Source organism: Shewanella sp. SR44-4 (assembly GCF_014163715.1).
Classification (GTDB): domain Bacteria; phylum Pseudomonadota; class Gammaproteobacteria; order Enterobacterales; family Shewanellaceae; genus Shewanella.
Genome location: NZ_JACJDU010000040.1, coordinates 20,378 through 34,911, shown reverse-complemented (window position 1 = coordinate 34,911; position 14,534 = coordinate 20,378). Strand labels below are relative to the sequence as shown.

Below are 14,534 nucleotides of genomic sequence, written 5' to 3'. Positions count from 1 at the left end.
AGTTAATCTTGCTCCTTCGATGGCTTTGCGTCGGGTCTAAATGATTCCCAAATGATCAGTACCGCACCAATAAAGATGCCTGCATCGGCAATATTAAATGCAGGGTAATGGCTGGTATTCCAGTAAAAATCGACAAAATCAATTACAAAACCATGCATTAAACGATCAACCAAATTACCTAATGCGCCGCCAATAACTAAGGTAAAGGCTAAATTACTGCGCCATAACGAATAAGATTGTTTACGCAACCATATTGTTAACAAGGTACTAAAACCAACCGCAATAATGGTAAACAACCAACGTTGCCAACCTCCTGCTTCACTTAAAAAACTGAACGCTGCACCGTAGTTTCGCACGTAAGTGAAGTTAAAAAACGGTAAAAGCTGTATAGACTCATACAATTCAAAATTGCTCAGGACCCATTGTTTAGACAGCTGATCGGCTAAAAACACCAATGCAGCTACCCAATACCAACGTAAGCCACTGTCTTTCCATGTTAATGGCACAGTACTCATTATCAATGTTTCCTTACGCGAATTCGCGTTGCTCGCCTTCACCTTCAATATTGGTCACACAACGCTGACACAATGTTGGGTGAGCTTCAATGGTGCCAACCTCTTCACGATAGTGCCAGCAACGCTCACACTTCTCGGCAGCACTTTTGGCAACCACTAGTTTAAGCGAACTTAATTCGGTTTCGATGGCATCGCTACCCGCTTGTGACATATCCGCCACGGCTGCTTTAGAGGTAATAAGAATAAATCGTAACTCATCACCCACTTTAGCTAACTCAGCAGCTAAATCAGCATCGGCGAACAATGTCACTTCAGCTTCTAATGAACCACCAATACGTTTATCACGACGCGCTTGTTCGAGTACTTTGTTAACTTCGTTACGGACTGTTAATAGTTTCTCCCAATAATCATCGCTTAAATCACTTTCAAGAGTGACGGCTTCTAAGCCTTGATACCATTCTTGGGTAAACACATACTTTTCACGTTTACCTGGTAACAATTGCCATACTTCATCAGCGGTAAAGCTTAAAATCGGTGTCATCCAACGAACCATCGCTTCGGCAATATGATAAAGAGCAGATTGACAGCTACGACGTGCATGTCCTTCTTGCTTAGCGGTGTACTGGCGATCTTTAATAATATCAAGATAGAAACTGCCTAGCTCTACAGAACAAAACTGCATCAGTTTTTGAGTCACTAAATGGAAGTTGTATTGATCATACGCTTCGATGATTTCTTGTTGCAGTACTGCTGCACGGCGAACAACCCAACGATCTAACGCGACCATATCTTCAGATGCGATCATATCCGTTTCTGGGTTAAAGCCATTCAAGTTAGCAAGCAAGAAACGGGCAGTATTACGAATACGACGATATGCATCAGCACTACGATTTAAAATCTCGTCAGATACCGTCATTTCGCCACTATAATCAGTTGCAGCAACCCACAGGCGTAAAATATCAGCACCTAGCTTATTAATTACTTGTAATGGAGCTATCACGTTACCAACAGATTTTGACATCTTACGGCCTTTACCATCAACGGTAAAACCATGAGTCAACACTTGCTTATAAGGTGCTTTACCATTCATAGCGGTTGAGATCATCAATGATGACATAAACCAACCACGATGCTGATCGCTTCCTTCTAGATACAAGTCAATGTCATGCCCATGAAACTCTGGACGCGCTGCGACAACAGATGAGAATGATGAACCTGAGTCAAACCATACATCCAATGTATCAGTCACTTTGCGGTATTGATCTGCCTCATCACCTAACAATTCACTGGCATCTAAATCCCACCAAGCTTGAATGCCTTGTTGTTCAATGCGATGCGCTACACGTTCCATTAATGAAACACTGTCTGGATGTAATTCATCCGTTTCACGATGCACAAACAACGTAATAGGTACGCCCCAAGTACGCTGACGTGAAATACACCAGTCTGGACGATTTTCTACCATTTTTTCAATACGGCTTTGGCCCCAATCAGGGATCCACTTCGTTTGTTCAATTTCTTTTAACGCTTGTGAACGCAAACCATGATTATCCATAGAGATAAACCATTGTGGCGTGGCACGGAAAATAATTGGTGTTTTGTGGCGCCAGCAATGTGGATAGCTATGGCGTATAGCAACATGCAGAAGTAATGCGCCCTTTTCTTCTAACAGCGCAACCACATTGGCGTTGGCTTTAAATACATGCTGACCAGCAAAAAACTCAGTGTCTGGCTTATAAACACCATTGTCGCCAACAGGGTTAGCGACTTCCAAACCGTATTTTTGGCCGACAATAAAATCGTCCTGACCGTGGCCTGGTGCTGTATGTACAATACCGGTACCTGCGTCAGTAGTAACGTGATCGGCTAAAATAGCAGGCACGTCAAACGCATAAAATGGGTGATTAAAACGCATTAACTCAAGTTCTGCGCCTTTTACTTCACCTAAAATAGTGTGTGACTCTGCACTGTAACGCTCAAGACATGACTCAACCAGAACTTGAGCTAATATCAAGGTAGTCGTTTCACCATTCTTAACAAATTCAACCAGGCTGTAATCTAACTCAGGGCTTAACGCTAATGCACGATTTGCAGGAATCGTCCATGGGGTCGTGGTCCAAATTGCCATTGCTACTGGTTTAGCATAATTTTCTACGCCAAATTTAGCTGCAACGGCTTGGCTATCAACCGCCACAAAAGCGACATCGATGGCTGGAGATGTTTTATCTTCGTATTCCACTTCAGCTTCAGCAAGTGCTGAACCACAGTCGGTACACCAATGCACAGGTTTAACACCTTTGTGTAAATGACCGCTTTCAATTACTTTTGCCAATGAACGGACAATATTCGCTTCGGTTGAAAAGTCCATGGTTAGGTAAGGGTTTTGCCAATCACCTAATACACCTAAACGAATGAAGTCATCACGTTGGCCATCAACTTGGATAGCGGCATATTTACGACATTCTTCACGAAACTCTGCCGCAGAAATTTTGACACCTGGCTTACCGACTTTTTGCTCAACTTTAAGCTCAATCGGTAATCCATGACAATCCCAGCCTGGAATATAAGGCGCGTCAAAACCTGACATGGTTTTAGACTTAATAATGATGTCTTTAAGGATTTTGTTTACCGAGTGACCAATATGAATGCTGCCATTGGCGTATGGAGGGCCATCATGAAGAATGAAAGGTTTACGGCCAGCACGGCTATCACGGATCTGTTGATACAGTCCGTCTTGCGTCCAGCTATTTAACATTTCTGGCTCGCGATTTGCCAAATTACCGCGCATCGGAAACTCTGTTTCCGGCAAGTTCAAAGTAAATTTATAGTCGCTCATTGATCCCATACCATTATTTAAAGCTGATTCATTTCAGCTAGCATCGTTGCTAAATAAAGCGCGAGCTTCATTTGCATCATTTAAAATCTGTTTTTTTAGCGCGTCCAATGACTCAAAAGGTTGTTCATCACGGATCTTTGCTACTAATTCTACTTCCACTCGTTTGCCGTATAAATCACCGCTAAAATCAAACAAATGGACTTCTAATCTGCAAGTTTGACCATTTACAGTGGGTCTAAAACCCACATTAGCCACACCGTCATAAATGTCACTGCCATCCCAGTACAAACGAACCGCAAACACCCCTCTTACAGGTACTACGTGTCGTTTTAAGGCAATATTTGCTGTTGGAAAACCAATTGTACGGCCTAATTTTTGCCCGTGTGCAACCTTACCACTTAAAATGAAAGGATGACCCAATAACCGCCTTGCTTGCTCTAAGTGCCCTAACGCTAGTTGTTCTCTCACTGCAGTAGAGCTTACTCGCAACGAACCAACAACAAAGCTTTGTGTACTGACCACAGTAAAGCCAAATTCTTTACCCGCAGCAACGAGCATATCGAAGTTGCCTAAGCGACCTTTACCAAAACAAAAATCATCTCCAACAACGAGATATTTAACCCCGAGTTTTTTAACCAGTAACTCTTCAATAAACGCTTCAGCAGGTTGACTAGCAAAGGCTTCAGTAAAATTGATACAAAGTAGCTGATCAATTTTAAGCTCATCTAACAATCTAATTTTATCACGTAGAAGACTCAAACGTGCCGGCGCATCTGTACCACGAAAACGTTCTTGCGGTTGCGGTTCAAAGGTCATTAACATTGCAGGCAGTTGAAAATGATGCGCTTTATTAACCAAGCTGCTGATCACCTGTGCATGGCCACGATGGACACCATCAAAATTCCCAATGGTCAAAACGCAACCATGATGAGAAGGTAAAATATTGTGTATACCGCGGATTAATTCCATTACGCTCAATACTGCCTATTGCAAATCGGCAGATTATATACCCAAACCAATGTCAGATGCGAGTTTCAACCTCAGATTATTACAGCGAATTTTGGATAATCAGCCGATATGCCTAAGTCTCTCACGTAGGATAAATTATCCCTGACGTTTAATTTTCCAAGGCCGTACACCCAATGCGAGTAAACTCAACAAATAAATAACCGCGCCACCAACAATGAGCTCAATCAACATAAACATCCGTTCAAAGGTGTGCCATTCGAGCCATGTACTTTGTTGCGGCATAAAATAAACAATGCCAATGGCCATTAAGGCTGTAGAAATAATCACTTTAAACGAGAAAAATAACGTTTGTCGGCTCATTTGATAAACGCCCGCTTTATGCAAACCTCGATATAACAAACCCGCATTTAATAGCGCAGACATTGAGGTCGCAATGGCTAAGCCCACATAACCAAATGGAATGGCAAAAATAAGGTTAAACACCATATTACTAACCATGGCAATAATGCCATATTTAACCGGCGTTTTAGTGTCTTGACGCGAATAATATCCTGGAGCTAACACTTTAATCATCATGAAACTTAACAAACCACAGCCATAAGCAACCAAGCTATACGAAGCCATTTCAACGTCATTTAGGCTAAATGCACCACGCATAAACAACACCATCAGCATTGGTTTAGCAAGAATAATCAGTCCTAACATAGCCGGTGTGCCTAAGAGTAAAATGGCTTTTACTCCCCAATCCATCGTTTGGTTAAAGCCACTGCCTTGGGCATTAACATGTTTTTGCGATAATGCAGGCAAAATCACTGTCGCGATGGCAATACCAAATAATCCTAAAGGGAACTCCAATAGGCGGTCTGCATAATACAACCAACTAATCGATCCGGTCATCAGGAAACTGGCTATAAAAGTGTCGAACAATAAATTAATTTGCGACACAGACACACCAAATAAAGCTGGGATCATCAAGGTTCTAATTTTTACCACACCAGGGTGATGCCATCCCCACGTAGGCCTAACAAGTGCTTTCTCACGAATTAAGAAAGGTATTTGGAATAAAAACTGAATCAATCCACCAACAAATACCCCCCAAGCCAAACCAATTTCAGGGTTTTCTAATGTGTGCGCATACCATAAAGCCACGGCAATAATCGCCACATTCAAAAATACTGGCGTAAAGGCTGAAACTGCAAAGCGTCCACGAGTATTAAGGATTGATCCTGCTAGGGCTGTGAAGGTGATAAACCATAAGTACGGAAAGGTAATTTTTAACATGACAGAAGCCAGTTCAAATTTTTCTGCATTAGGCCCGTCATTTAACCAATCGACAAACCAGCCACCACCAAAAAGAGCAGCTAATACTGGAGAACCAACAACACCAACCAAAGTAACAATTGTCACTAGTACACCTAAGGTACCAGCGACTTTACTTAATAACTCGCGTGTATCTTCTGGGGTCATTTTTTCCTGGTACTCGGTCAGTACCGGCACAAATGCCTGCGCAAAAGCCCCTTCGGCAAATAATCGCCTTAAAAAATTAGGTATCTTATTTGCAAAAAAGAACACGTCAGCACTACTGCCTGCTCCCATTAGGTTCGCAATCACTACATCTCGAACTAAACCTAATACTCGTGAAATCAGCGTCATAACGCTGACAATCAAGCCTGATTTAAATAATTTTTTGCTCAAACAGCCCCCCAGGCACAAACACACTTCAACGAAAATTAATGGGATATATTAATAAATATTCTATTATGGCCCTGTCACACAGACCAAAGAGCTGGTAGAATTGCGCCACATATTACACGAGTGGGTTGAAGTTAGGCATGTTAGGTTGGATTAATTTATCTTTATGATGATTATTCAACTGTAGTCGTTGACAAGACGACAAAAAGCAGGCATATTCCTCGGCCTTTAAAAGTATCAAATCCAGTTTTTAGGAGTTGCACCTTGGCTAATAGCAAGTCTGCAAAGAAGCGCGCGCTTCAGTCTGAAAAGCGTCGTCAGCATAATGCTAGTCGTCGCTCTATGTTACGTACATACGTTAAAAAAGTCATCGCTGCTATCAAAAGTGGTGACCATAAAGCGGCTACAGAAGCGTTCGCTATTGCACAACCAATTGTTGACCGTATGGCGACTAAAGGTCTTATTCATAAGAATAAAGCCGGTCGTCAGAAGGCTCGCTTAAATGCAAAAATCAAAGCTATCGCAGCTTAAGTTTTTGTAGATTAAGATTCAAAAAACCGGCTTAGGCCGGTTTTTTTATTACTAAATTTTACCTATCTATCTTTTTCATCTGCAACTTCCCCTATCTCAGCTCAACTCAACTCAACTCAACAGATTAGTATCAATATAATAATGTCAAAATTATTAATGATCTGACCCTGAAAAATAGTCTGATTAAAAGCAAGTTGCGCTTGAGAGCTGTTTTAACGTTTAATTTAATACTATTAATATTGGCGACTAACTAAGCCTGTAGAAAGACAGTATGAAAGCTTTCACTCATTTCAACGGGAGAACGATCAATTTTATGAAAGTTGAAAGTTGAAAGTTGATTGTTGGTGGTTTTGAAAATATTGATACATTGCAGGTTTGTGGTTTGAAGTGTCTTAATTGCGGCCAGTAAGCGGCATATGGCGTGTATATAATTTACAGAACTAAACGTCTTAACTTAAGACATCATCAATGAGATGCATCAGTTAAGACGTTTGTGGAGTCAATTTAATAACAATACATATTATTTAATACTTGAATTAACTCTTTTACCTCATTACTTTTTAATGAATAAAAAACGGTTTGTGCTTCTTTTCTAGTACAGACTAAATTGTCTTTACGAAGCCATGCCAAATGTTGAGATAATGCCGATTGACTCAACCCCAACTTCTTATTCATTTCACCAACACACATTTCACCTTCATTAAGAAGATGACACAAAATAAACAATCTACGTTCATTTGCTAATGCTTTTAGCAATACGACCGCATGATCTGCTTGCTGCTGCATTTTTTCTATATTCATCACGCGCTCTTCTCCTCATCTAACCCCGCTCTAATATAGCGTTCCCTTACAAATAGAGTCGGGACATAAAGCACACTTTTTGGTAGATTGTTGTAAAAAATGAGACTTAGCTAAAATAATCAAAGGAAACTCATGAAAAACTATCAAAGAGCCACTCTCGTCGGTGCCATTTTTGCAGCACTTATTGGCTGTCAAACAACGTCACCAACTAAAGCCACTGCACCACAATTAGTGATTAATGATTCTGATGATGCAAAAATCAGTCAACAATTAGCTAAACAAGCTTTATCGTCTCGCTTAAGTTATGACATAGTCGAATCACTCACCGTTGAAGTTGGACCAAGATTAGCTGGCACGGATAAAGATATAGTTGCGGTTGATTGGGCAATGGAAAAATTGTGGCTGCTCGGATTTGATAAAGTGTACAAGGAGTCTGTTCAAGTTCCTGCATGGTCAAGAGGTAGCGCCCACGCAAGTATCGTGGCGCCTTATGATCAGCCATTAGTCGTTACCGCCTTAGGTGGAAGCGTGGCAACACCGGTTAACGGTATTCAAGCATTAATTGTACGCTTTGACAGCTTAGAAGAGTTATCTAATGCATCACCTGGACGCATCGAAGGCAAAATTGTATTCATCGACCACAAAACTGAACGCCATATTACAGGTAAAGGTTATGGCGAAGCTGTAGGTGGTCGCTCTCAAGGAGCTATAGTGGCTGCACAAAAAGGAGCGGTTGCCATCGTTATCCGCTCTATTGGGACGGATCATGACAGAATGGCCCATACTGGTATGATGCGATATGAAGAAGGAACGCCTAAAATTCCTGCGGCAGCAATGTCGAATCCAGATGCCGATTTAATTAATGCGATGTTAAAGCGCGATCCAAACATCACACTATCATTAAATTTGACCTCAGAAAATCTAGGGATAGCCACATCTTATAATGTCATTGCAGAAGTCACAGGTAGCAGTAAGCCTGACGAAATCGTCCTTATTGGTGCTCATCTTGATTCGTGGGATGAAGGTACAGGTGCGATTGATGATGGCGCTGGTGTGGCGATTGTCACCACCGCTGCTAAACTTATCCAAGACTTACCACAAAAGCCAGCACGCACTATTCGAGTGGTATTATACGCTGCAGAAGAAGTCGGTTTAGTTGGCGGTAAAGCCTATGCGGCACAACATGCTGATGAATTAGATAAACACTATATTGCCGCAGAATCTGATTTTGGTGCAGGACCCGTATATAAAATTGATTTTAACGTTAATGCCGCGACATTTGAGCAGGTCAAACAAGAACATTCAGCTATGACCTTAAACGGCGTTGAGCTAGGCAATAATGAAGCGTCTGGTGGCCCAGATGTTTCAATTCTACCAGCATTAGGCGTTCCAGTTGCGTCGTTAAATCAAGATGGTTCAGATTATTTTGATTATCACCACACTCCTAACGACACCTTGGATAAAATTGATCCCAAGAAACTAGCGCAAAGTGCCGCTGCTTATGCACAATTTGCTTATATGATGGCGCAATCAGAAATCGATTTAAGGCCTGTTACTCAGCAAAAAGAACAACACTAATCGGTTTATCTCAATCGAGCTTAACACTCAGACATTAAAAAGCCCTTATTCAAGGGCTTTTTATCAAGCTGGTTTTATTATTTCAGAGAGCGTTATTTTTGTTCGTCTCGTAAAAACACTGGCGCTGTAGGGGTCGATTGCACTTCGTTATAATAATAACCTTCAAGATCAAACTCGGTTAATTGTTCAACACTAGTAGGTTTAGTATCCACAATGTAACGAGCCATCAATCCGCGCGCTTTTTTAGCATAAAAGCTAATCACTTTAAATTGACCTTTTTTACAGTCTTTAAATACTGGTGTAATCAACTGTCCTTCAAGCTGCTTAACGTTGACCGATTTAAAGTATTCATTCGACGCTAAATTGACAATGATATCGTCACCCTGCTCTTTCAAGGCCTTATTCACTTCAGCAGTGATAGTCTCGCCCCAAAAAGCATATAAATTGCTACCCTGTGAGTTTGTTAGTTTGGTACCCATTTCTAACCGGTACGGTTGAATTAAATCCAACGGTTTAAGTAAACCATACAAACCAGACAAAATACGCAGATGCTTTTGACTAGAAGCTATTTGTGACTCAGATAAATGATCGGCATCAAAACCGGTGTAGACATCACCTCGAAATGCGAATATAGCTTGTTTAGCATTATCAAGGCTAAACGGTGGCTGCCAGTCAGCAAAACGAGCAGCATTAAGCCCGGCAATTTTATCGCTTACTTTCATTAAACTGGCAATATCCATTGGTGTTAATTCACGGCATACATCAATCAATGCTTGGCTTTGTTTAAGTAAACACGGCTGAGAATGGGTGTTAGTTATAGGTGGATTTTCGAAATCTAATGTTTTCGCGGGTGAAACTAAAACCAGCATAAGTACGCTCCAGGTAAAATCATAATGTCATCATACTGAACTGATAAAAAAAAACCATGCTGCTGTAGCATGGTTTTTTCGATTACCCTAATAGGTAAATGCTATTTTTTTACAGGCTCTGCTGAGTTAGGCCAAATTTTTTCTTCTAATTGATCGGCTAGCTCCGGAAACTTACTAGTATCAAATACCGGATCAATACCAGCGTCTATCTGTTCACGGTAGTCATTGATCACTCTAACCGCCAAACCAGACAACAAGACTAATGCCACTAAGTTAACAATGGCCATTAGCCCCATCGACACATCCGCTAAATCCCAAACCAAACTAATTTTAGCGAGAGAACCAAACATCACCATACCTAAAACCACTAAACGAAATAAAGGTAAGGCTTTTTTACTATTGCCAGACAAGAACATTACATTGGTTTCTGCATAAGAATAGTTGGCAATAATAGACGTAAAGCAGAAGAGTAAAATGGCAAAAGCAATAAATGCTCCACCCCAATCACCCACATGACTGGTTAATGCACTAATGGTTTTGGCAATACCATCCGAGCTAGAAGCTGCATCTCCAGATAATAAAATAATCGCTGCGGTTGCGGTACAAATAACAATAGTATCAACAAACACGCCCATCATTTGCACAAAACCTTGCGATGCTGGATGGTTAGGATTTGGAGATGCACTTGCAGCAACATTTGCGGCACTCCCCATACCCGCTTCGTTTGAAAACAATCCTCGGGCAATACCAGCTTGCATTGCTTGCGAAACACTAAATGCAACACCACCAGCAGCAGCTTCTTGCCAACCAAATGCACTATTGATAACCAACATGAATATGTCGGGTAATTTTTCAATGTTCATACCCACAACGACAAAAGCAATGGCAATATAAGCAATAGCCATCACAGGCACAATTAACTCAGATGCTTTAGCAACCTTCTTAAGGCCTCCAACAATCACAAAGGCACTGCAAATAACAATACCAATTCCAATATAGACAGGCTCAAAACCAAACACCTGAGTCATAGCACCAGTTATGGTGTTAGCCTGGACTGCATTAAACACTAAACCAAAGGCTATAATTAAAAATATCGAGAACAGCACACCCATCCAGCGTTGACCAAGACCTTTCTCCATATAATAAGCAGGCCCGCCACGGTACTGACCATCACCATCTTTCACTTTATAAACTTGGGCAAGGGTCGACTCAATCATTGCGGTTGCCATACCAAGTACCGCAATAGCCCACATCCAGAACACGGCACCTGGTCCTGCGGTACCAATTGCAACAGCCACACCGGCCATGTTACCAGCACCTACACGTGCTGCCATACTGGTACAAAAAACCTGAAATGATGATAAACCATGCTTACCTGGACGACGGCTAATAGCCAATACTTTAATGCCATGAACAAAATGAGTGGCTTGAATAAAACCGAGACGAATGGTGAAAAATAATCCAGCGCCTACCAGTCCATAAACTAATAGCTTGCCCCAAAGTAGGCTATTCATAAAATTAATAATCGTTTCTAACATTGCCATATTGTCTAATCTTCCCCGTTATAAGGTTATTTTTTTGTATCAGGCTATTGCGCTGAATGTTAAAGCACATAATGGACAGACCTGGCACTTCATATGCGAGCTGCTATGTGTCAAACGGTAAAACAAATAAAAGTGCCAAATAAAGGCGCCATTATAAAAGCTAATGATGGTGGATTAATAGGTATAGATCACCAAGGGCTGTGAATGCTAAAACAACGTTACCTACCTGATACATTGCCTAAGTAAATGACACGTTGAAGCAACACAAATAAAACAAAAAGCAACAAGTGACATCCATCACACTTTATCACTTCTATTATTAATGCTCTATGCTTAAAGCACTGGCAAATCGTTATTAAATTTCAAGTAATTATCGACATATCAACCAAAAATGCGATCTGAACTAAAAGTGACTCGTCAAAAATTAGATAAAGGCCACATTATTGTAATAAAATTACAGATACAGTGTTCTCAAAGAAAGTTAAATAATTATTTTCACTTTTAATCGAGGTCACAATGACTAACTCAAATGAAATAACTGCACTAAAAAAATACGTACGAGCGACTAACTTCTTGGCGACATCGCAAATTTATCTGAAGCAAAACGTACTTTTTAAGCGTCCTTTACAACATACTGATATCAAGCCTCGTTTACTTGGTCACTGGGGAACGTGTCCTGGTATCAACTTTGTCTACGCTAACGTTAACCGTCTTATTGTTAAGCATAATCGTGAATTCATTTACCTTGTTGGCCCTGGCCACGGTTTCCCAGCAGTACAAGCTAACTTATTTGTAGAAGGTTCATTAAGCCATTTCTACCCAGAGACCATACCTTATACAGAAACGGGTATCGAAGATATCTGTAAAAAATTCTCAGCAGCTTACGGTTATCCATCACATGCGAATCCTGAAGCACCAGGCCAAATATTAGAAGGTGGTGAGCTTGGTTATTCACTTTCAGTTGCTTGGGGCTCTGTATTAGATAACCCAAATCTTATTGCCGCCTGTTTAATTGGTGACGGTGAAGCAGAAACAGGTCCATTAGCTGCATCTTGGTATGCCAACCGTTTAGTCTCACCAGATAACAACGGGGCAGTGCTACCAATCGTACATATTAACGGTTACAAAATTTCAGGCCCTACTCGTATGGGCCGAATGAGCCATGAAGAGCTAGATTTAGAATTCCGTGGTCTTGGTTATCACCCAATCATCGTTGATGATGCAATGGAAACCGATATTTTTGAACAAATGACCGTAGCAATGGACTTGTCATATGACATGATCAATGACATCCAACGTCGCGCACGTTCAGGTGAAGATGTCGTTAAACCACGCTGGCCAGTTATTTTAATGAGAACCGCAAAAGGTTGGACTGGTACTTCTGAATACGATGGTAAGAAACTTGCTGGTAACTGTGAATCTCATCAAGTAATAGTGAGCAACTGCGCCAAAGATAAAGGCCATCTTGAAGCTCTTGATAAGTGGTTGGCTAGCTATAAGTTTGACGAATTAGTGCAAACCACTGAAAGCGGTGAATTGATATTTGATAAAGACATTATGTCTTTGATGCCGCCAAAAGAGTTATGTTGTGGTCGTCAACGTCTGAGTTACGGCGGTGAAGTTGTACGTGCTTTAGCAAATCCAGATTTAAACAAATTGGGTTACGGTTCAGAAACAGCTCGTGGTCAACGTGGTTTCTCAATGTTGAAAATGGGTGAGTGGATGCGTGATGCTTTCAAACTAAACCGCGATCAACGTAACTTACGTATCTTCAGCCCTGATGAAACATACTCAAACCAACTACAAGCTGTGTTTGAAGAAACCGACCGCGCATGGCAGTGGCCAATCGAAAGCTGGGATCAAGATATGTCTCGCGATGGCCGCGTGATTGAGCTCCTATCTGAAAATTTACTTTTCGGTATGTTACACGGTTACACAGTAACAGGTCGTCACGGTATGTTCCCTACCTACGAATCTTTCTCTCAGGTAGTGTCATCAATGGCAGATCAATATTGTAAATATGTTCATGCAAGCCAAGGCATCCATTTCCGTAAGCCTATCCCTGCATGTAACGTCGTATTGTCTTCACTATTAGAACGTCAAGATCACAACGGTTATTCTCACCAGAATCCGTCTTTCCTAGGCGCTATGTTAGAGAAACATCCGAACATTATTTCTGCTTATTTACCTGCAGATGCTAACAGTACCTTGGTTTACACTGAACGTGCTTACGCTGATCGCGATAAACTGAATATTATCGTTGCGGGTAAAAAGTCGTTACCACAGTGGTTATCACTTGATGAAGCCCGTAAGCAAGCTAAAGACGGTATCATGGTGTGGGATTTCGCCTCTGATGACAAACCAGATGTAGTACTTGCAGGTTGTGGTGACTACGCGACGCAAGAATGTATGGCCTCACTGGTATTAATTCGTGAGATTTTACCAAGAGTGCGCATCCGCTTTGTAAGTGTCTCAGAACTTCACAGCAGCGGTTTAGGTAGTCTTAAATTCCAAAGCAAGCCTTGGATGATGGATGAAGTCTTCACTGAAGATAAAGGCGTGGTATTCAACTACCATGGATACCCAAACACCATCAAAAAGCTTGTATTTGATTATAAAGGTAACCGTCGCTTCCGTATTAAAGGTTATGAAGAAGAAGGTTCAACGACTACACCATTTGATATGGGTGTGCGTAATGGTACTTCTCGCTATCATTTAGTTATCGATATGGCATATAAGTTGTTCCAGCAAGGCGTAATTGATGAATCACAACATGTGACCATCACGACCGATATGTTACAACGCTTGGTAGACCACAAAAACTACATCAAAGCAAACGGTGTCGACCCTGAAGAGATCGAAAACTGGGTGTGGACACGTTAACAGCTACCACTCACGTAAAATACGTCCTAATTGGACGTATTTTTGTTTTTAACCCTCAAAAAAAATAACTAACCATGTTTCTTGAGTAACTCATTAAAAATATTAACAATATTTTTATAATAAATCTAATCGTTCAGAGCGTCAAACAATTAACATTACCTTCTGTTTTTATTCATATTTTTAAGATTTCACTTATATGGCAACGAGGTAGCATAGTGAACTATTACAAAATATTAATCCTTTTTACTATGGAAAAACATCTAATTACCGACCATAATTGCGCCGCTGACTAAAATACAAAGAAACACCACATTAA

10 protein-coding genes are annotated in these 14,534 nt (G+C 41.0%); 3 read left to right on the top strand and 7 right to left on the bottom strand.

Features of this window, described 5'->3' with window-relative positions:
* Nucleotides 1-2: 2 nt before the first annotated feature.
* From lspA to murJ, 4 genes are all read right to left on the bottom strand, one after another.
* Nucleotides 3-506 (bottom strand): signal peptidase II, encoded by a 504-nt coding sequence (gene lspA, locus H5125_RS16490; protein ID WP_041413659.1) that lies wholly within the window; start codon nucleotides 504-506, stop codon nucleotides 3-5.
* Nucleotides 507-528: 22 nt separating this feature from the next.
* Complete coding sequence (gene ileS, locus H5125_RS16485; protein WP_182744779.1) at nucleotides 529-3,351, bottom strand: isoleucine--tRNA ligase; 2,823 nt, start codon at nucleotides 3,349-3,351, stop codon at nucleotides 529-531.
* Nucleotides 3,352-3,384: 33 nt separating this feature from the next.
* Nucleotides 3,385-4,320 carry a bifunctional riboflavin kinase/FAD synthetase gene (ribF, locus tag H5125_RS16480; RefSeq protein ID WP_101086379.1) on the bottom strand — a complete coding sequence of 312 codons (936 nt, stop codon included), beginning with the start codon at nucleotides 4,318-4,320 and terminating at the stop codon, nucleotides 3,385-3,387.
* A 135-nt stretch (nucleotides 4,321-4,455) separates the two neighbouring features.
* Complete coding sequence (murJ, locus tag H5125_RS16475) at nucleotides 4,456-6,015, bottom strand: murein biosynthesis integral membrane protein MurJ (RefSeq protein WP_162023672.1); 1,560 nt, start codon at nucleotides 6,013-6,015, stop codon at nucleotides 4,456-4,458.
* Between the two features lie 261 nt (nucleotides 6,016-6,276).
* Here murJ and rpsT point away from each other — a divergent pair, with 261 nt between their 5' ends.
* Entirely contained in the window at nucleotides 6,277-6,543 is a 267-nt protein-coding gene (gene rpsT, locus H5125_RS16470; RefSeq protein ID WP_059744082.1) for a 30S ribosomal protein S20, read from the top strand.
* Between the two features lie 504 nt (nucleotides 6,544-7,047).
* On the opposite strand, the gene H5125_RS16465 is transcribed toward rpsT, so the two are convergent.
* A complete protein-coding gene (locus H5125_RS16465) occupies nucleotides 7,048-7,344 on the bottom strand; it encodes a metalloregulator ArsR/SmtB family transcription factor (RefSeq protein WP_011638342.1) in 297 nt (98 codons plus the stop codon).
* Between the two features lie 132 nt (nucleotides 7,345-7,476).
* Here H5125_RS16465 and H5125_RS16460 point away from each other — a divergent pair, with 132 nt between their 5' ends.
* A complete protein-coding gene (locus H5125_RS16460) occupies nucleotides 7,477-8,922 on the top strand; it encodes a M20/M25/M40 family metallo-hydrolase (protein ID WP_182744778.1) in 1,446 nt (481 codons plus the stop codon).
* Nucleotides 8,923-9,014: 92 nt separating this feature from the next.
* Here H5125_RS16460 and yaaA read toward each other — a convergent pair whose 3' ends face one another.
* The gene (yaaA, locus tag H5125_RS16455) at nucleotides 9,015-9,791 is read right to left on the bottom strand and encodes a peroxide stress protein YaaA (protein WP_101086376.1); all 777 of its coding nucleotides are present in this window, start codon (nucleotides 9,789-9,791) and stop codon (nucleotides 9,015-9,017) included.
* 101 nt (nucleotides 9,792-9,892) lie between these two features.
* A complete protein-coding gene (locus tag H5125_RS16450; RefSeq protein ID WP_101087192.1) occupies nucleotides 9,893-11,329 on the bottom strand; it encodes a sodium:alanine symporter family protein in 1,437 nt (478 codons plus the stop codon).
* 522 nt (nucleotides 11,330-11,851) lie between these two features.
* Between H5125_RS16450 and H5125_RS16445 the strand changes: the two genes are divergently transcribed.
* Nucleotides 11,852-14,218: a phosphoketolase family protein gene (locus H5125_RS16445; protein ID WP_182744777.1), complete on the top strand. Its 2,367-nt coding sequence runs from the start codon at nucleotides 11,852-11,854 to the stop codon at nucleotides 14,216-14,218.
* Nucleotides 14,219-14,534: the final 316 nt, after the last annotated feature.